The organism is Methylobacterium sp. NEAU K (assembly GCF_030700285.1).
GTDB lineage: Bacteria > Pseudomonadota > Alphaproteobacteria > Rhizobiales > Beijerinckiaceae > Methylobacterium.
In genome coordinates, this window is record NZ_JAUYZJ010000019.1 from 40836 (window position 1) to 59058 (window position 18223).

Annotated in this window: 17 protein-coding genes; 4 read left to right on the forward strand and 13 right to left on the reverse strand. The window is 70.0% G+C overall.

Annotated features, from left to right (window positions below):
* Positions 1 to 107: 107 nt before the first annotated feature.
* From Q8W67_RS16145 to trpA, 4 genes are all read right to left on the reverse strand, one after another.
* On the reverse strand, positions 108 to 1001 hold the full coding sequence (locus tag Q8W67_RS16145; protein ID WP_305547403.1) for an outer membrane protein: 894 nt from the start codon (positions 999 to 1001) through the stop codon (positions 108 to 110).
* Positions 1002 to 1209: 208 nt separating this feature from the next.
* On the reverse strand, positions 1210 to 2535 hold the full coding sequence (locus tag Q8W67_RS16150) for a folylpolyglutamate synthase/dihydrofolate synthase family protein (protein ID WP_305547290.1): 1326 nt from the start codon (positions 2533 to 2535) through the stop codon (positions 1210 to 1212).
* Positions 2536 to 2544: 9 nt separating this feature from the next.
* Positions 2545 to 3441 (reverse strand): acetyl-CoA carboxylase, carboxyltransferase subunit beta, encoded by an 897-nt coding sequence (gene accD, locus Q8W67_RS16155; protein WP_305547292.1) that lies wholly within the window; start codon positions 3439 to 3441, stop codon positions 2545 to 2547.
* 83 nt (positions 3442 to 3524) lie between these two features.
* Positions 3525 to 4364 (reverse strand): tryptophan synthase subunit alpha, encoded by an 840-nt coding sequence (trpA, locus tag Q8W67_RS16160; RefSeq protein WP_305547294.1) that lies wholly within the window; start codon positions 4362 to 4364, stop codon positions 3525 to 3527.
* Between the two features lie 233 nt (positions 4365 to 4597).
* Between trpA and Q8W67_RS16165 the strand changes: the two genes are divergently transcribed.
* Together Q8W67_RS16165 and Q8W67_RS16170 are read left to right on the forward strand one after the other, a co-directional pair.
* Positions 4598 to 5263, forward strand: a complete 666-nt coding sequence (locus Q8W67_RS16165; RefSeq protein WP_305547296.1) for an HAD-IA family hydrolase — start codon at positions 4598 to 4600, stop codon at positions 5261 to 5263.
* Between the two features lie 99 nt (positions 5264 to 5362).
* Positions 5363 to 8035, forward strand: a complete 2673-nt coding sequence (locus tag Q8W67_RS16170; protein ID WP_305547298.1) for a glucosidase — start codon at positions 5363 to 5365, stop codon at positions 8033 to 8035.
* A 37-nt stretch (positions 8036 to 8072) separates the two neighbouring features.
* Here the strand turns inward: Q8W67_RS16170 and Q8W67_RS16175 are convergent, their stop codons facing one another.
* Positions 8073 to 8474, reverse strand: coding sequence for a MucR family transcriptional regulator (locus Q8W67_RS16175; protein WP_305547299.1), 402 nt, complete (start codon positions 8472 to 8474; stop codon positions 8073 to 8075).
* 304 nt (positions 8475 to 8778) lie between these two features.
* On the opposite strand from Q8W67_RS16175, the gene Q8W67_RS16180 reads away from it, so the two are divergent.
* Positions 8779 to 9876: an NAD(P)/FAD-dependent oxidoreductase gene (locus Q8W67_RS16180; RefSeq protein ID WP_305547405.1), complete on the forward strand. Its 1098-nt coding sequence runs from the start codon at positions 8779 to 8781 to the stop codon at positions 9874 to 9876.
* A gap of 3 nt (positions 9877 to 9879) precedes the next feature.
* On the opposite strand, the gene Q8W67_RS16185 is transcribed toward Q8W67_RS16180, so the two are convergent.
* From Q8W67_RS16185 to Q8W67_RS16215, 7 genes are all read right to left on the reverse strand, one after another.
* Complete coding sequence (locus tag Q8W67_RS16185) at positions 9880 to 10596, reverse strand: LrgB family protein (RefSeq protein ID WP_305547301.1); 717 nt, start codon at positions 10594 to 10596, stop codon at positions 9880 to 9882.
* A 3-nt stretch (positions 10597 to 10599) separates the two neighbouring features.
* Positions 10600 to 11004 carry a CidA/LrgA family protein gene (locus tag Q8W67_RS16190; RefSeq protein ID WP_305547302.1) on the reverse strand — a complete coding sequence of 135 codons (405 nt, stop codon included), beginning with the start codon at positions 11002 to 11004 and terminating at the stop codon, positions 10600 to 10602.
* 16 nt (positions 11005 to 11020) lie between these two features.
* A complete protein-coding gene (locus Q8W67_RS16195; protein ID WP_305547304.1) occupies positions 11021 to 11482 on the reverse strand; it encodes a TerB family tellurite resistance protein in 462 nt (153 codons plus the stop codon).
* A gap of 114 nt (positions 11483 to 11596) precedes the next feature.
* Complete coding sequence (locus tag Q8W67_RS16200) at positions 11597 to 12247, reverse strand: DJ-1/PfpI family protein (protein ID WP_305547306.1); 651 nt, start codon at positions 12245 to 12247, stop codon at positions 11597 to 11599.
* A gap of 148 nt (positions 12248 to 12395) precedes the next feature.
* Positions 12396 to 13082, reverse strand: coding sequence for a TenA family protein (locus Q8W67_RS16205; RefSeq protein ID WP_305547308.1), 687 nt, complete (start codon positions 13080 to 13082; stop codon positions 12396 to 12398).
* 26 nt (positions 13083 to 13108) lie between these two features.
* The gene (locus Q8W67_RS16210) at positions 13109 to 13783 is read right to left on the reverse strand and encodes a response regulator transcription factor (RefSeq protein WP_305547309.1); all 675 of its coding nucleotides are present in this window, start codon (positions 13781 to 13783) and stop codon (positions 13109 to 13111) included.
* Positions 13780 to 15261 carry an ATP-binding protein gene (locus Q8W67_RS16215; RefSeq protein ID WP_305547311.1) on the reverse strand — a complete coding sequence of 494 codons (1482 nt, stop codon included), beginning with the start codon at positions 15259 to 15261 and terminating at the stop codon, positions 13780 to 13782. Before Q8W67_RS16215 ends, Q8W67_RS16210 begins: the two co-directional genes overlap by 4 nt.
* 252 nt (positions 15262 to 15513) lie before the next feature.
* Here Q8W67_RS16215 and Q8W67_RS16220 point away from each other — a divergent pair, with 252 nt between their 5' ends.
* Positions 15514 to 16341: a hypothetical protein gene (locus Q8W67_RS16220; protein WP_305547312.1), complete on the forward strand. Its 828-nt coding sequence runs from the start codon at positions 15514 to 15516 to the stop codon at positions 16339 to 16341.
* 41 nt (positions 16342 to 16382) lie between these two features.
* Here Q8W67_RS16220 and Q8W67_RS16225 read toward each other — a convergent pair whose 3' ends face one another.
* Complete coding sequence (locus tag Q8W67_RS16225) at positions 16383 to 18137, reverse strand: DEAD/DEAH box helicase (RefSeq protein WP_305547314.1); 1755 nt, start codon at positions 18135 to 18137, stop codon at positions 16383 to 16385.
* Positions 18138 to 18223 lie beyond the last annotated feature (86 nt).

The window sequence follows — 18223 nt, forward strand, 5'->3', positions numbered from 1 at the left end:
TCGCCGGAACGACAAAAGAAAGCCCGGCCTCGCGGCCGGGCTTTCTCGGTTTCAAGACCCCAATACCTTGAGGTCCCGGGCGCCAACCGGGGCCTCTTCGTCCGGTCTCAATAAGAGCCGAACTTGTAGTTCAGGCCGGCGCGGACGACGGCGAAGTCGTTCGTGTTCTGGGTCGATGTGGCGACCGCGTAGACCGGCAGGACGCCAGCGCCGGTCACGGCGGCGCCGACCAGCGGGAGGCCGGTGCGGTTGCGGTCGAGGCTCACGTACAGACCTTCGACCTTGAACGTCACGGCCGACGACCGGAAGAAGTTCAGGAACGAGTCGGTGGGCAGCGCGAACTCGGCGCCGCCGCCGACTGTCCAGCCAGTCTTGAAGTTATCGCGATTGCCAGCGAAGTTCTGGAGCGCCACGCCCTGGGTGCCCTGGTCGCCGGTGGCATAGGCGAAGCCGCCGGTGGCGTACACGAGGGTCCGGTCGAAGGCGTAGCCGAGGCGGCCGCGCACGGTGCCGAAGAAGTCCAGCGTGTTCAGCGTGCCGTTGACCGGGACAAACGACGAATTGATCGCCACAGCGTTGGTGGCGTAGCGCGGACGGCCACCGAAATCGAGGTATTGTGCATCCGCCTCGAAGCCGACCACGACGCCCGAGCCCGGCGTGAATTGATAATTGTAGCCGATCTGGCCGCCGCCGGAGAATCCTTCGCGGTTGTTGCGGTTGTAGAGCAGCACCGAGCCGTTGGGGGCCAGGGCTTGGTATGGCACGAGTCCGGCGCCGGTCAGAACGGCCGGGCTGCCGGCGGTCTGCACGAACCCACGGTTGTTGTTGCTGTTGCTGGCGTCAAATCCGTAGCCGGCGTTGATACCGAAGTAAAAACCGGTCCAGGTGAACACCGGAACCGGGGTGAACACCGGCGGCGGAGCGCGACGCGGTAGGTCGGCCGCGGATGCGGCGGCGGAAAGCGCCGTGAATGCCGCAAGAGAGCTTAGAAATTTCTTCATTACTGTGATCCCCAGCACTCGCCCGATCACGGCAGAAATTAGGCGATCGGGCTGGTCGAGGATGTAGCCTGGCTGCCACAGCAAAGGGAAAGCGTGGCCATACCGTGCATTTCGCTTCATCAATTGAAGCGAGTCGACGGCAGGTGAGCGGCCGCCCAGTAAATGGCGCGACAAAGGCCTGAGGCTTACGAAGCGCAGCGGTGGCTTTTCAGACCGGCGGCGTGTCGTTGGCGGCGAGTACCAGACCGGCCAGATAGAGCGATCCGCAGATCAGAATTCGCGGGGGCTGCTCGAAGGCGATGTCCTTCACCATGCCGAGCGCGGCCTCGATGCTTGGCGCGCTTCGGGTCGACAGGCCGACGCTCTCGCCGATTCGCGCCACCTCTTCGGCAGGCCGCGCGGCCATCGAGCTCGTGATCGGAACCGCGATGAGCGCGCGCGCGAGCCCGACAAAGTTGCGCAGGAAGCCGTCGGCATCCTTGGTGCTGAGTAGGCCGACGATCAGCACCAGCGGCACGTCGCTCCGCTCGCCGAGATCGGCCATCGCGGCGGCGAGGATCCGGCCGCCGTCGATATTGTGGCCACCGTCGAGCCACAGCTCGGCGCCGGGATCGAGCTGCGCCGCGAGCCGCCCGCGGCCGAGCCGCTGGAGCCGGCCCGGCCACTCGACCTCCGCCAGCCCCCGCTCGAGGGCTGCCGTGCCCATGTCGCCGAACCCGGCCGCCCGCAGCGCGGTGATCGCCGTGCCGGCGTTGACCAGCTGGTGGCGTCCGGCAAGGCGCGGCCGGGGCAGGTCGAACAGGTCGGTCTCGTCCTGGTAGACCAGCCGGCCACGCTCCTCGTGCACGGAGAAGTCCTGATTGCCGACCCGGATCGGGCCGGCGCCGACCGCCTCGGCGTGCCGGCAGAGCACGGCATCGGCCTCGGCGTAATCCTGCGCGGCGATCACCGCAGGGCAGCCGCGCTTGAAGATCCCGGCCTTCTCGGCGGCGACCGACTCGACCGTGTCGCCGAGATACTCGGCATGGTCGCGCCCGATCGGCGTGACCACCGCGCAGGCAGGGCGCTCGATGACGTTGGTGGCGTCGAGCCGACCGCCGAGGCCCACCTCCAGCAGCAGCACGTCGGCCGGGCTCTCCGAGAACAGCAACAGGGCCGCGGCCGTGGTGATCTCGAACATGGTGATCGGCTCACCGGCATTGGCGGATTCACAGCGCGAGAACGCGTCGGCCAGCCTGTCCTCGGCCACGAACTGGCCACCGCCGATACCGCCGATCCGGATGCGCTCATGGAACCGGACGAGATGGGGTGAGGTGTAGACGTGGGCCGCGAGCCCTCCGGCCTCCAGGATCGCCCGCATGAACGCGATGGTCGAACCCTTGCCGTTGGTACCGGCGACGTGGATCACGGGGGGCAGGCGCCGCTCCGGGTGGTTGAGCCGGGCGAGCAGCCGCTGGATCCGGCCCAGCGACAGGTCGATGGTGCGCGGATGCAGCGCCAGGAATCGCGCCATCAGGGCATCGGACGAGGCCATCCTGCGAACCTAGGCCGGCTCGGGAGCGCGAACCGGCGCACCCGTCTCTGCGGCGTTGGTCAGCAGGCCGCAGATGCGGCTGATGGTCTCCTTCAGGGCGTGGCGGTGGACCACTTGGTCGACCATGCCGTGCTCGCGCAGGTATTCCGCCCGCTGGAACCCGTCCGGCAGTTTCTCCCGGATGGTCTGCTCGATCACCCGGGGACCGGCGAAGCAGATCAGCGCACCCGGCTCGGCCAGGTGCACGTCGCCCAGCATGGCATAAGAGGCGGTGACCCCCCCTGTGGTCGGGTTCGTGAGCACCACGATGTAGGGCAGGCGCGCTGCGTTGAGGCGGCGCACCGCCACAGTGGTCCGGGGCATCTGCATCAGCGAGAGGATACCCTCCTGCATGCGCGCGCCGCCCGAGGCCGCGAACAGCACGTAGGGCGTGCGCTTCTCCAGCGCCGTCTCGGCACCGCGCACGAAGGCCTCGCCGGCCGCCATGCCCAGCGATCCTGCCATGAAGCCGAATTCCTGCGCGGCCAACACCATCGGCAGGCCGCCGACCCGGCCGAATCCGATCTTGAACGCGTCCTGCATCCCGGTCTTGGCGCGCGCCTCCTTGAGCCGGTCGACGTAGCGCTTCTCGTCGCGGAACTTCAACGGATCGGTGGCGACCTCGGGCAGCGCCACGTCGATCCAGGTGCCCTCATCGAACATCATCTTGAGGCGCGCCTGCGCGCTCATCTTCAGGTGATGCTCGGACCCCGGGATGACCCAGTGGTTGGCCTCCACCTCCTTGTGGAACACCATCTGGCCCGTATCCGGACACTTGACCCACAGGTTTTCCGGCGTCTCGCGCTTGAACAAGGTCTTGATCCGGGGGCGCACCACCTCCGAGATCCAGTTCATCGGTTCGACCATCGCCTTGCGTCCGTCCGCTTCAAGACTGCGCTGATATCAGGTGGTGCGACCTTCGCCGCCAGGGACGCGTCGGCCCTGGGCTCTCAGGCCGCCCGCCCCGCCCCCGCGGCGCGCACGCCCTCGGCAAGCTCGCGCACCAGATCCGTCACCGCCGGGACGCTGCCGGCCTGCGGCCGGCCATCACCGTCCAGCGAGCGGACGAGGGCGTCGACCAAGGCCGAGCCGACGACGACGCCGTCGGCGCCCTTGGCGATGGCCGCCGCGTGGGCGCCGGTCTTAACCCCGAAGCCCACCACAACGGGCAGGTCCGTATGGCGGCGGATGCGGGCGACCGCCTCCGAGACCTTGCCGAAATCGGGCGTCGCCGTCCCGGTGATGCCGGTGATCGACACATAGTAGACGAAGCCCGCGGTGTTCGCGAGCACGGCCGGGAGGCGACGCTCGTCGGTGGTCGGCGTGGCGAGCCGGATGAAGGCCAGTCCCTTAGCCAACGCGGGCAGGCACAGCTCGGAATCCTCCTCCGGGGGCAGGTCGACGACGATCAGGCCATCGACCCCGGCCGCCACCGCGTCGTCGAGGAACCGGTCGACCCCGTAGGTGTGGATCGGGTTATAGTAGCCCATCAGGACGATCGGCGTGCCGTCGTTCTCCGCGCGGAACCGGCGCACGAGGTCCAGCGTGCCGACGACGCCCTGGCCCGCCTTGAGCGCGCGCAGGCCCGCCGCCTGGATGGCCGGACCGTCCGCCATCGGGTCGGTGAACGGCAGGCCGAATTCCAGGATGTCGGCGCCGGCGCCCGGCAGCGCTTTCAGCACCTGCAGGGAGGTCTCGGGATCGGGGTCGCCCGACATCACGTAGGTGACGAGGACGGCCCGATTCTCCGCGCGGGCACGGGCGAAGGTGGCGTCGATGCGGCTCGGCATGGGTCTGGACGTGTTTTCGCGGCTACGGGACCGAGGCCGGTCCGGGTTGCACTCGCGCTACACCATCGGCACCGGCCCGTGAAGCGGGCTCTCCCTGTAACGGCGGCGCCGCCGCGTCGCGCGATTCGGCCGGTCGACCCGCCGCCGTCCCCGCGGCGGTTTCAGATGGCGCGGGCGGCGGCCCTGCGTGCGGCGCGGTTGTCCGGTCGCCCTTGGCCACGTAGCGCTCAAGCATGACCGCCAGCGCCCTCCCGACCCGCCGTTTCACCGCGTTCCTGTTCGACATGGACGGGACGATCATCAGCTCGATCGCCTCCGCGGAGCGCGCCTGGACGCGCTGGGCCCGCACGCACGGCCTCGACGTGGCGAGCTTCCTGCCGACGATCCACGGGGTGCGCTCGGTGGATACGATCCGCCGGCTGGGCCTGCCCGGCGTGGATCCGGAGGCCGAGGCCGCCGCGATCACCCGGGCCGAGATGGAGGATGTCGGCGACATCGCCGAGATCCCGGGGGCCCGGGCCTTCCTGCGGGCGTTGCCGCCCGAGCGATGGGGGATCGTGACCTCGGCGCCCCGGGACCTCGCCGCGCGCCGCCTCGCGGCGGCCGACATGCCAGTCCCGGCCATGATGGTCGCAGCCGAGGATGTGGCGCGCGGAAAGCCCGCGCCGGACTGCTTCCTGCTGGCGGCCGAGCGCCTGGGTGTCGCGGCCTCGGATTGCCTGGTCTTCGAGGACGCACCGGCCGGGATCCGAGCCGGCGAGGCAGCGGGCGCGACCCTCGCCGTCGTCACCGCGACCCACCATGCGCGCATCGAGACCGGGCACGCCGCGATCCCGGATTACCGGGTCCTCTCGGTCGACGCGATGCTGGACGGCATCCGCCTTCTCTGCGGCCGCTGACCGCGTCCTCGATCAGACCATCGCCCAAGCGTTGACTTTCCGCGGCCACACCGCGGCAGTAACTGCCGCGCGTATGTCGGGCGTGGGAGCTTAGAGCGTATGACGAAGCCGAACGGTGTGCCGAGCCTGTTCGACACTGCGGAAGGGCGCAGGCTCGTGGCGGCGCGCACCGATCCGGCGTGGCGCCGCTGGGGGCCATATCTGAGCGACCGGCAATGGGGCACCGTCCGCGAGGATTACAGCCCGGGTGGCGATGCCTGGGACTACCTGCCCCACGACCATGCCCGCTCCCGGGCCTACCGCTGGGGCGAAGACGGCATCGGCGGCTTCGGCGACCAGCACCTGAATTGGTGCCTCGCGCTCGCCCTGTGGAACGGGCACGACCCGATCCTGAAGGAGCGCCTGTTCGGCCTCACCAACGCCGAGGGCAACCACGGCGAGGACGTGAAGGAGCTGTATTATTACCTCGACGGCGTCCCGACCCACGCCTTCATGCGGATGCTGTACAAGTACCCGCAGGCCGCATTCCCGTACGATCGCCTAGTCGAGGAGAACCAGCGGCGCGGGCTCGACGATCCGGAATTCGAGCTGCTCGATACCGGCCTGTTCGACGATGGGCGCTACTTCGACGTGGAGATCGCCTACGCCAAGGCAGGTCCCGACGACGTCCTGATGTGCGTCACCGCTACGAACCGCGGGCCCGAAGCCGCCGACCTCACCCTGCTGCCGCAGCTCTGGGCCCGCAATGTATGGTCCTGGAAAGCCGGCAGCGCGAAGCCGGAACTGTCGGCCGGCTCAGATCGCTCGGTCTGGGTGCGCCATCCCGACATGCCGCCGATGCGCTTCTTCGCCGATGGTGCGTCCGAGCTGCTGTTCACCGAGAACGAGACCAACACCCGCCGGCTGTTCGGCAGCGGACCGCTGGAGGGCTTCTACAAGGACGGGATCGACCGTCGGGTCGCCGGGGGCGAGACCGGGGCGGCCAACCACCTGTCCGGCACCAAGTGCGCAGCCCGTTTCGATCTGCATCTCGGCCCCGGCGAGTCGCGAGCCCTGCGCGTGCGCCTGCGCCCCGAGACCGCGCCGGGCGAACCGTTCGCGGATTTCGATGCCGTGTTCGCGACGCGCCGAGAGGAAGCGGATGCCTTCTATGCCGCGCTTCAGGCGCAGATTGCCGATCCCGAGATGCGGCTCGTCCAGCGCCAGGCGCTCGCCGGCATGCTCTGGTCGAAGCAGCTCTACCACTACGACGTGCGCGAGTGGCTCGCGGGCGATCCCGCCCAGCCCGCTCCCGACCCCGAGCGCCGGCACGGGCGCAACAGCGACTGGGCGCATCTGCGCGCCAACGACATCCTCTCGATGCCGGATGCGTGGGAATATCCCTGGTTCGCCTCCTGGGACCTAGCCCTCCAGGCGATCATCTTCGCGCTCGTCGACCCAGACTTCGCCAAGAACCAGCTCCTGCTCCTGGTCGACGAGGCCTACGCCCACCCGAATGCGGCGCTGCCGGCCTACGAATGGGGCTTCGGGGACGCCAACCCGCCGATCCACGCGCTCGCCGCCTGGCGGGTGTTCGAACTGGACCGCGCGCTCACGGGAGCGCCGGATCACGCCTTCCTGAAGCGCATCTTCAACAAGCTGACCCTGAACTTCACTTGGTGGGTGAACCGCAAGGATGCGGACGACCGCAACCTGTTCCAGGGCGGCTTCCTGGGGCTCGACAATATCGGCATCTTCGACCGCTCGAAGCCGGCGGGCGACGGGGCGATCCTCACCCAGTCCGACGCGACTGCCTGGATGGCGAGCTACGCGCTCAACCTGATGCGCATCGCCATCGAGTTGGCGCTCCAGGACCCGACCTACGAGGATATGGCGGAGAAGTTCTTCGAACACTTCCTCCTCATCGCGGCGGCCTCCGGCGACAACGTGTGGGACGAGGCGGACGGCTTCTTCTACGATGTGATCGAGGCTCGCGACGGCCGTCGCCTGCCGATCCGGGTGCGGACGATGGTCGGGCTGATCCCGATCCTCGCCGTGACCACGATCAGCGAACGCAACCTGGAGAAGCTGCCATCGCTCCGAAACCGGATGCAGTTCTTCCTCAAGAATCGTCCGGACCTCGCCAACCTGGTCTCGCGCTGGAACGAGCCCGGCCAGGGGCAGACCGCCCTGCTCTCGCTGCTGCGCGGGCACCGGCTGAAGGCGCTGCTGCACCGCGCCCTCGATCCGGCCGAATTCCTCTCGGACCACGGCCTGCGCGCCGTCTCCCGCGCCTACGCGGACCAGCCGTTCTGCTTTCCCTGGGACGGCAGGGACCTGGGTCTCGCCTACGAGCCGTCGGAATCGCGTTCGCGCCTGTTCGGCGGCAACTCGAACTGGCGCGGGCCGGTCTGGATGCCGGTGAACTACCTGCTCATCGCCGGCCTGAACCGCTTCTACGACTATTACGGCCCGGATTTCCGGGTTGAAGCGCCCAGCGGCTCGGGGCGGACCTTTTCCCTGCGGGAGATCGCCCAGCAGCTGTCGCACCGCCTGATCGGCCTCTCGACCCGCGGGCCGGACGGGCACCGGCCGGTCTACGGAAACAGCCGGATCGAACAGGAGGACCCGCACTTTCGGGATCTCGTCTTGTTTTACGAATACTATCACGGCGATACCGGCCGCGGGCTCGGCGCCTCGCATCAGACGGGCTGGTCGGGCCTCGTGGCGCTGCTGATCCAGGAGATCGCGGCGGAGGCCGGAGCGGATGTGACGGCCCAGGATCGGTCGTGACGCGCATGACTGTTCGCCGCCGCCGACGCGCGCTGTCCTATTCCGCCGCCTGCCGGAGCCGCTGGACGAGGCCGATCTCGCGTGAGATCTTCGAGCGGCGGGCGCTGTAGGTGGCGGCAACCAGCGGGTAATCGATCGGCAGGCCCCACTTGGCCTTGTACGCTTCCGGGGTGAGGCCACGCAGGGTCAGGTGGCGGCGCAGGGCCTTGTAGAGCTTCCCGTCCTCAAAGCTCATCAGCGTGTCGGGCCGGATCGATGCGCGAATCTGCGCTTCCGTGAGCCGTGTGATCTGCGGCTGCGGAAGCTTGTCCAGCGCGACGATCGACCGGTGGATCTCGGCCAGGAGAGTTGGCAGGATGGCGGCCGGGACGCTGTTCTTAGAGACATAGGCGCACAGAATCTTGGCGGCGAGTTCGAGTGTCTGAGATGTCGTCGGCATGGTCATCTCCTGCATTTTGCATTTGGAAGATGTAGCTTCGTCGTATCGAGTCAGGTGCTGTACTACCTCTCGCCGATCGTAGCCGGCCGAAACAATGTCCGGTCCGGAGGCTGGTGACGCGGGATGCCATTATGTACCGGGCCTCCGGACTTACAACCTCTGCGTGCAAACTTGGCGGAAAATTCCCTACTTACATTTGTGTTTTCCGGTCAACACCGAACTGACCCGGCTGTCTTCGTCTAGACGCGGATGCGGTATTGGCGTGTCATCTGCCCGGGTGGGGCGAGAGGGGAGCGTGTCGCGGATGGAGGCCCTGGTCGTCGGAGCGGGCGTGGTCGGGTTGGCCGTGGGGCGGTCGCTCGCCCTGCGCGGACACGGCGTGGTCGTGGCGGAGGCTGAGGAGGCGTTCGGGACCGGTGTCTCGGCCCGCAGCTCCGAGGTGATCCACGCCGGGATGTACTATCCGTCCGGTTCGGCCCGTGCCCGCCACTGCGTGGATGGCGCCGCGAAGTTGTATGCCTTCTGTGCGAGTCATGGGGTGCCGCATCGCGCCTGCGGCAAGCTGATCGTCGCGGGCGACGACGCGGAGGCCGAGAAGATCGCGGAGATCCGCCGGCAGGGCGAAGCGAACGGCGTTCCGGGTCTGGAGCTACTGGATGGAGCTGCGGCCCAGCGCCTGGAGCCCAACCTCACTTGCACGCTGGCGCTGCACTCGGCCCGCACCGGCATCGTCGACAGCCACGCGCTGATGCTCGCACTGCTCGGCGAGATCGAGGATCACGGTGGCGCACTCGCCCTGCGTACCCCCGTCGAGGGCCTGTCGCGGCGCGGCGGGCAGTGGCACGCCGCCTTCGGGGGAACCGAGCCGGGCGAGATGGCCTTCGACGCCGTGATCAATGCCGGGAGCTTCGGCGCCCCCGCACTCGCGGCCCGCACGGACGGCTATCCGGCCGATCGCGTCCCGACTCTGCACCTCGCGCGCGGCAATTATTTCGGCTGCATCGGCAAGCCGGCCTTTTCGCGGCTGATCTATCCGGCGCCGCGCATCGACGGCGGCCTCGGCATCCACCTGACCCTCGATCTCGCCGGGCGAACCCGCTTCGGTCCCGACGTGGAATGGGTCGAAGCCTTCGACTACCGGGTGGATCCGCGGCGCGCGGACTCCTTCTACGAGGCAATCCGGCGCTACTGGCCGGCGCTGCCCGACGGAGCGCTCTACCCGGATTACGCCGGTCTGCGCCCGAAGCTCACGGGGCCTGGCAAGCCGGCAGCGGATTTTTGGATCGACGGGCCGGCCCAGCACGGATTGCCGGGACTCGTCCATCTGTTCGGGATCGAGAGCCCCGGGCTGACCTCCAGCCTGTCGCTGGCGGAAGCGGTGGCCGACCGGCTGGACGCGTGACGTTCAGTACAGGAGGTGCAGCGCCAACGGCGCCAGGATCGCCGTCAGGAAGGCGTTGAGCCCCATAGCGATGCCCGCGAACGTTCCGGCCACCTCGCTGACTTGGAAGGCGCGCGCCGTCCCGATGCCGTGGGCGGCGAGCCCCGCTGCGAAGCCGCGGGCGCGCATGTCGCGGATCTGCAGCGCGTCCATCAGCGGCGTAACGAGGATCGCCCCGATAATGCCGGTCAGGATTACCAGGATCGCGGTCAGCGTCGGGTCGCCCCCCAGCGCCTCAGAGATACCCATCGCCACGCCCGACGTCACGGATTTCGGGGCGAGCGAGATGACGATCGGCTGCGGGAGGTCGAGCAGGCCCGCCAGCCCGATCACCACCGCGAGGGTCGTGGCGGCGCCGGCGGCCAGTGCGGCGAGCATCGGCACCAGCGCCCGCGCCACGGTGGCCCGTCGCTCGTAGAGGGGCATGGCCAGCACCACGGTGGCTGGCCCGAGCAGGAAGTGCACGAACTGTGCCCCCTCGAAATAGGTCGGGTAGGGGGTGCCGCTGACGGCCAGGACGCTCCCGACCAGGACCACGGTGATCAGCACGGGATTGGCAATCGGATGCCGGCCCGTCGCCGCCGCGATCCGGTCCGCGAGGACGTAGGCGGTCAGCGTCACCGTCAGCCACAGGAGCGGCGTGCGGGCGAGATAGACCCAGAGCGAGAAGTCGCCGCCCACGCGTCAAGCCTCCCCGTCGGGGCGCCGCCGCTCGACAAGGACGACCACGGCACGGAACACCAGGACGGTGACCAGCAGCGAGAGTGCCGTCGAAACCAGCAGCACGATGGCGAGCTTGAAGCCCTGCGCCCACAGCAGATCGAGGCGCCCGACGACGCCGACGCCCGCCGGCACGAACATCAGCGACAGGTTCATCAGCAGCCCGCGCGCCGTGGATTCCAGTGTCCCGTCGGTCAACGGCTTGGGCAGGATGCGGGCCAGGCCGAGCTGGCCGCCGTCGCGCACCAGCAGGAAGGCGAACATCAGCCCCATGCCGATCACCGGACCCGGGACCGGTATCCCCGCACCTCGGGCGACGATCTCGCCCACGAGCTGGGCGACCAGGATCAGCGCCAGGCTCGCGATCATCGTCCGATCCCGGCGGCTAAGCTGCGCCGACGCCCTGCTGCCCGTTCCGACGGGCGGCGGCGACGGCCGCCTCGTCGAAGCCGAGAAGCCGGCCCAGGCGCTCGACCAGCGCCTCCTCGAACTCGTCGACCGTCCCGTCCGCGGCGGCCACCGACCACGCCATCGTCAGCAGATCCTGGCGCTCGGCCTTGTTGGCCTCGTGCGGGATCATCTCGACGAGGCTCGCCACGTCCCGGATCTCGGCATCGACCGCAGTGGCGCGCTCGATCAGTGCCCGGGCCGCGTCCGGCCCGTCGGCATAGCGCCCCTGCACGATCCGGGACAGGCGCTCGCTCTCGGAGGGCGCAAGGATGCCGTCGACCCGGGCCACGTGGACCAGGAGTGCGGTGGCCGCGAGATGCGTGTCGTCAACCGGCTCGTGCGCGCCGACGCCGAGTGCCTCGGCCGCGTAGGCACGAAGGCGTGCGATCAAGGACATGTCGGCTCCGGTGGCTCTTGCACCGCACAGTTCGGTCGGTGGGCTCCGCCGTCAAGGACGTGGCGACACGTCGGCGGGAAACGTGGCACGGCTGCATCGGTCCCAGGCTAGCGCTCAGCCCCGCGCGGCCTCGGTGGCGCCCGCGACGAGGGGCGCCAGGATCGCGTTGGCCGCCCGGACGATCTCCGGTCCGGCCTCCGCGGGGGTCCCGGCCCGGAAGGGCGGCTCCGGGGCGTACTCGGCCACAAGCTGCGCAGTGCGGGCGTAGTCGGGATCGCGGAGGCGGGCGGCTAGCGCCAGCCCGAGATCGAGCCCGGCCGAGATGCCGGCCGCGGTGGCGCGGTTGCGGTCGAACACCACGCGCTCGGCCACCGGCACGGCGCCCAGCAGCGGCAACACCGCGTCGCGTACGCACCAATGTGACGTCGCCCGGTAGCCTCTCAGGAGCCCGGCCGCGCCGAGGATCAGCGCGCCTGTGCAGACACTGGCGACCCACGCCGCCCGCGCGGCGCGCTCGCGCAGGAAGGCGAGCACGGCCGCGTCGCGCATCTGCGCGGGCGTGCCGTCGCCACCGGGTACGAGCAGGACATCGAGATCCCGCGGGCAGGTCTCGAAATCATGCGTCGCCAGCAGGGCGAGGCCGGTGTCGCTGGCGACCGGCCCGGTCGTGTGGGCGACGAGATGGAGGCTGCCAGGAGCCAGGCCGGCGAGCAGCGCCTGCGGACCGGCCACGTCGAGGGCGGTCATGCCGGGATAGAGCAGCATGGCGATCCGAACCGGACGGTCCGGCGGAATCGGGCCCGGTGCGCCGGCCGCGACGGCCCGAAGCGGCCAGAGCGCGGCGGCCGCAACCGCGGCGGCCGCGAGATCACGACGGCTCGGATCCGGCGGGGTCACGCGCGGGCCGGGGGTGTCACAGCGGCCATGCCGCCCCGCGGTAGGCACTGTCCCAGAACAGCCATTCGAGTCGGGTGGCCTGCGTGAAGGCCCGGTGCATGCGCTCACGCATGACGACCGACGCGTCCCGGGCGGCGTGGTCGGTGGCGGCGATCATGGCCGCCACGGCGCCGGCGAAGTCCTCGCCCGCGTAAGTGTCGATCCAGGCCCGATACGGGTTGTCGGGTGCGGCCCGGGAAAAGATGTCGTCGCCCACCGCCTTGTAGATCCAGAAGCACGGCAGCAGGGCGGCGCAAAGCACCTCGAAGGGTTCGGCATAGGCCGTCGCCACGAGGTAGCAGACGTAGTGATCGCAGGCCGGTGTCAGCGGGGTGGCCGCGAAGGTCTCCGGCCCGATCCCGTAATCGCGGAAGAAACCGTCGTGGAGCGCCCGCTCGACCACGATCGCCTCCTGCGCGGCGCGCGAGAACTGGACGATCCCGTCCGGATCCGGCGCTTTCGCGGCGGCGAGACTGAGCGCTCGGCCGAAGCCGATCAGATAGTGCGCATCCTGAACGATGTAGCGCCGGAACGTGTCCCGCGGCAGGGAGCCCGCGGCCAGCTCGGCGTTGAACGGCATCGACCGAATGGCCTCGTAGGCAGCGGCGTTGCGCTCCCAGGCCTCGCGGGAGAAGGATCCCGGGCCGCCGTCGCCGTTCGCCATAGACGCCTCCTCGCCGCGACCCACCGCTAGCCCTGACGCTGCGCGTGCGTGACGGCGACGTGGATCAGCTCTGCGAGCGTGCGCACGCCGAGCTTCTGGCGCATCTGCGAGCAGGCATTGGTGACGGTCTTGTAGCTCACCGACAGGTCGGCCGCGATCGCCCCGTAGGAGCGCCCCTGGGCGAGCCGCGCCAGGATCTGCTGCTCGCGCGGGGTGAGCTGGGATTCGGGGGTCCGGCGGGCATCGGCGCGCAGCATCGCCACCTCGGTGGCCAGCCGGCGGTCGAGATAGACCTCGCCGAGCCGCACTTTGCCGAACGCCTCGAACAGCTCGGCCGAGGCGTGGTCCTTCAGCACGTAGCCCAGCGCCCCGGCCTCGAGCGCCCGCGCGACGATCACCGGATCGTTGTGCATGCTGAACACCAGGATCCGCGTCTCCGGCGCGACCGCGCGGATGCGGCGGATCAGGCCGAGACCGGCCATGCCGCTGCCCTGGAAGGTCAGGTCGCAGATCACCACGGGGGGACGGAGCCGGTGGAAGATCCGGTAGCCGCCGACCACGGTGGTCGCCTCCGCGATGGTCTCGACGCCGGCATCCTCGAGCACGCGTCGACAGCCCTGCAGGACGATGGGATGATCGTCGATCACCAGGACCGGCAGGCGTGTGGCGGTGACGTCGATCTGGGAGGCGATGGCGTTCATGCGCTCGGCGCGTCGTTGTTCTCGTCGCCCCGCTCCGGCGGAACGGGGATCGTGATCCGGACGATTGCTCCGGGACCGGCATTGTCAAGGGTGAAGGTGCCGCCGAGCGCCTCGACGCGCTCGCGCATCCCCGACAGACCGAGGCCTGTCCGGTGTTGCGCCGGGATTCCGCTTCCGTTGTCGGTGATCGTGACGTGCAGCGTGCCCCCCGCCTCGCTCGCCTCGGCTTCGACCCGGGTGGCGCCGCCATGGCGGACGGCGTTGGTGACGCTCTCCTGCACACAGCGGAAGACCGTGAGGTCCACGAGGTCGCCATAGCCGCGAGCGAGGCCATCGAACCGGCCGATGAAGCCTTTACCGGGGTGACGCTGCCCGAATCCCCGCAGGAGCAGATCGAGGCAGGTGGCGAGCGGCGCCTGGCCGAGCCCGTGCGGCCGAAGGCGATTAAGTAGCTCTCGATTGACGATCTGGACCTGACCGACGATGGCGCCGATCTCGGCCGCCCTCGCGGCCAGCTTCTCGCGGTTCGGCTCGGCCGGCCCAGAGGCGATGCGGGCGATCGAGGCCGCGTTGGCCTCCAGGGCGAATAGGCAGGGTCCGAACTCATCGTGCAGTTCGAGGGCGGTGCGCCGCCGCTCGTCGTCCTGCGCGGTGAGGAGTTGGCGGTTGAGGCGGCCGTTGGCGGCGCGCACCTCCCCCAAAGCCTCCGCCACCTTGTTGAAGCGCTCGGCGATCACCGCCAGTTCGCGGGCGCCCGGCGGTTCCAGCCGCACAGTGTAGTCGTGATGCTCCAGCTGCGTCAGGCCGGCGCCAAGCCGCTGCAGCGGCGCCAGGATGCGTCCGAGCGCGAGGTAGAGGGCGATCAGCATGGCGGCGTTGATCGCCAGGGTCGTCATCGAGAGCGCGCGCGCATAGCCCCAGATCTCCTCGATCTCATCCATCGGCTGGGTCGTGATCTGCGCGGTACCCAGCGTGCGCCCGTTGACGGCGATTGGGAGGGTGTGGCGCTCGATCGGCGGCATGATCAGTTCGGCGAACCAGCGCGGCGCCTCGCGGTCGGACCGGGGCGGCGGCATTGGCGTCCCGACCTGGTCGCCGTCCGCGTCGAGGACCGCGACCCGGACGTGCCGCAGCACCTTGAAGCGCAGGTCCAGGGTCTGAAGCAGCGTGTCAGGCGCGGCGGCATCGGACAGGCGGATCGTGTCGGCGACCAGCGACTCGACGGTGGCCAGCGAGGCGCGGGTCTCGACGCGCACCGCCGTGCGGGCGTTGAGCACGATGACCCCGCAGGAGATCAGAGCCGCGAGGGCGTCGATGAACAGCACCACGGCGATGAGCCGCGCGCGGGTCGACCAGCCCGCCCACGGCCAATTGCGCGCGCGGCCGCCCGTCGGCGCGGACGTCGCCTCGGGAATCGGGAGCAGGGTCGGTCGGGTATCCACGCCGAGACGCATAGCGACCGCGCCGGCGAAGTCCATGCCGCGCCTTTGCGCCAGCACGACCGGCAGCCTTAGGTCGAGCGACTACGGAATCTTAAGCGCCCGCGTCTCATCTTGTGGATAGCCGAGCCACGACTGGCCGGGCGCGCAATTCGGACCGACATCTTTGCGCCGTATTGCGGTTTCTCTATCGCCGACAGAGTCGAACCACCTCCGGATCATCGGGGGGAGGCGGCCGGTCGTGGGGAGCCCGGTCGCGCGCGTCGTGCATCGTGTCAGAGACCCCAGACCATGATCGATCTCGCCCTGGACCCGTCCGATACCAGACCAGCTCGGGCGCCGGACACGCAGCCTGGGCGTGTGCTCAACCTGCGTGTCGTCCTGTTCAGCGTGGTCGGAGCAGGCGCGCTCGTTGGGTTCGGCGTCGCCGCAACGACTTTGATGGCTGGGATCGCGGCACCACAGCCCGCCAAGATCGCCTCTTCGAGCCGCGCCGCCGACTGGCCCGAATTGAAGGACGGTCTTCCCGTCGTGGCCGGCACGAACCTGCCGGCGGCCCCGGCTGCAAAGCCGGCGGAACCTGAATTGCCGGCCCCGCGCATGGCGGCCCTGCCCGATGGGATGTCGGCCTTCACCGCTCCGTCCAAGAGCGCGCCGGCGCCCGCGAAGGTCGTGGCTGCGCCGGAGGCACCGACCAAGCGCATTCCGACGCCTGTCCCGGTGGCGCTGGTCGCGCCCGGCCGGCAGGTCGTGCCCCTGCCGCCGGCCCGCACGGCCGCACTGCTTCCGCCGCGCGCATCCGAGACGGTGCGGGCGCGCGAGCTGGCCGAACCAGCCGCACTTCCCGCGGCCAAGCCGGTCGCTTCGGCACCCGGAGCCCCGGCCGCCCTGCTTGAAAGGACCGAGAAGGCGCGCAAGGCTGCGGCGGCGCGCAAGATCCCGGCAGCGGCGAAGATTGCGGAGAACGGCAAGGCTGCCTCGGCCGTCGCGCAGGCCGAAGCGCCGGACGCTGAGGAGACAGAGGTGCTCGGGATCAAGCTGCCGTCGCTGGCCCCCGCCGGACGGAAGCTGAAGGAGAGTGTCGACGCGCTCGGCGACGCGGTCAAAAAGGTGTTCTGATCGCCGTCCGGGGGCGCCGCTGACGCCCCCGTCGGTGCCGATCAGCCGCGGCCCGTGTTCCGGCCCGGCTTGTTCTCGGGCCTGGGACCGGACCGCTCGACCTGGCGCTGATGCTTACCGGCGCGAGGGCTGGCAAACCCCTTCGGACTGTCAGGACGGCCCTTGCGCTCGGCCGGGGGCGCGTCACCCGAGATCGCCTCGATCTGGATCTCCGGCGAGCCGTTGCGGGCGAAGGCCTCGGCGAAGCGCGCCGCAGCGTTGCCCCGTACCTCGAACTTGGTCTCCCGGTCGAAGATCCGGATCGCCCCGATCTCCTGCCGGCCGATGCCGCCCCGGCGGGTGAGCATCGGCAGGAGGCGGCGCGGATCGGCGTTGTCGCGGCGGCCGAGATTGAGCCGGAACCAAACCGCCGGCCCCATGGCGGCGATCTTCTCGGGATCCATCGGGTCGTAAGGCGGCCGCTCGCCACGCGGGGCCCGCCCCTCGCCGGGGTCGCTGACCTCCTCCGGCGCCGGCAGGCGGGTGCGATAGACCCGGGCCAGCAAAGCGGCGAGTTCCTCGGGGGCCTTGCTGGCCAGCAGCGCTCCAGCGAGGGCGACATCCTCTTCGGCCGGGGGCTCGGAGAAGAGCGGGTCGGAGAGCATGCGCTCGCCGTCGAGCCGCCGGATCTCGTCGGCCGAGGGCGGCCCCGACCAGTCCGGGCTGACCTTGGCGATGGCGAACATCTGCTCGGCGCGGCGGCGGCGGGAATTCGGGATCAGGAGCACGGACGTGCCTTTGCGGCCCGCGCGGCCGGTGCGGCCGCTGCGGTGCTGGAGCACCTCGGCATCGTGCGGCAGGTCCGCGTGGATCACGAGGCTCAAGCTGGGCAGATCGATGCCGCGGGCGGCCACGTCGGTGGCGACGCAGACCCGGGCCCGGCCGTCGCGCAGGGCCTGGAGCGCGGCGTTGCGCTCGCCCTGGCCGAGCTCACCAGAGAGCGCCACCACGGAGAACCCGCGCTCGGTCAGGCTTGCCTGAAGATGGCGCACCGCGTTCCGGGTGTTGCAGAATACGATGGCGGTCGGCGCATCCGCCTCGCGCAGGAGGTTGAGCACGACGTGCTCGGTCTCCCGGGGCATGATCCGCACCGCCCGGTAGGCGATGTCGGCGTGCCCCTTGCTCTCGCCCTTGATCGCCAGCCGGAGGGCGCCGCGCTGGTAGCGCTCGGCCAGTGCCTCGATCGCTTTCGGCAGGGTCGCGGAGAACAGGTAGGTCGCCCGCTCCGCTGGGGTCCCCGAGAGGATGAACTCGATGTCCTCGCGGAAGCCGAGATCGAGCATCTCGTCGGCCTCGTCGAGCACCACGGCGCGCAGGGCGGTCGGGTCGAGGTTGCGCCGCTCGAGGTGGTCGCGCAACCGTCCCGGCGTGCCCACCACGATATGTGTGCCGTCGGCCAGCATCCGGGCCTCGCGCCGGGGGTCCATGCCGCCGACGCAGGCGGTCACTCGGCCGCCGGCCGAGGCGTAGAGCCACAACAGCTCGCGCTGGACCTGGAGCGCCAGTTCGCGGGTCGGGGCGATCACCAGGGCGAGCGGCGCGCCGGGGGCTGGGAGCATCTCCCCGTCGCCGAAGAACATGCCCGCCATCGCAAGACCGTACGCTACGGTCTTGCCCGAGCCGGTCTGGGCGGAGACGAGGAGGTCGCGGGCGCCGGCAGCCGCCTCAAGCACCGCGGCCTGCACCGGGGTGGGATCAGCGTAGCCGCGCTCGGACAGGGCCCGCGCGAGGGGGGCGGGCAAGGTCGGGAAAGGCAAGTGACGGGAACTCTCAACAGCCGCGCCGCGCCCGGCAGCGCGCCATCGCGCGGCGGAGGAATCAGGCACCGGACTTTATTCGGGTG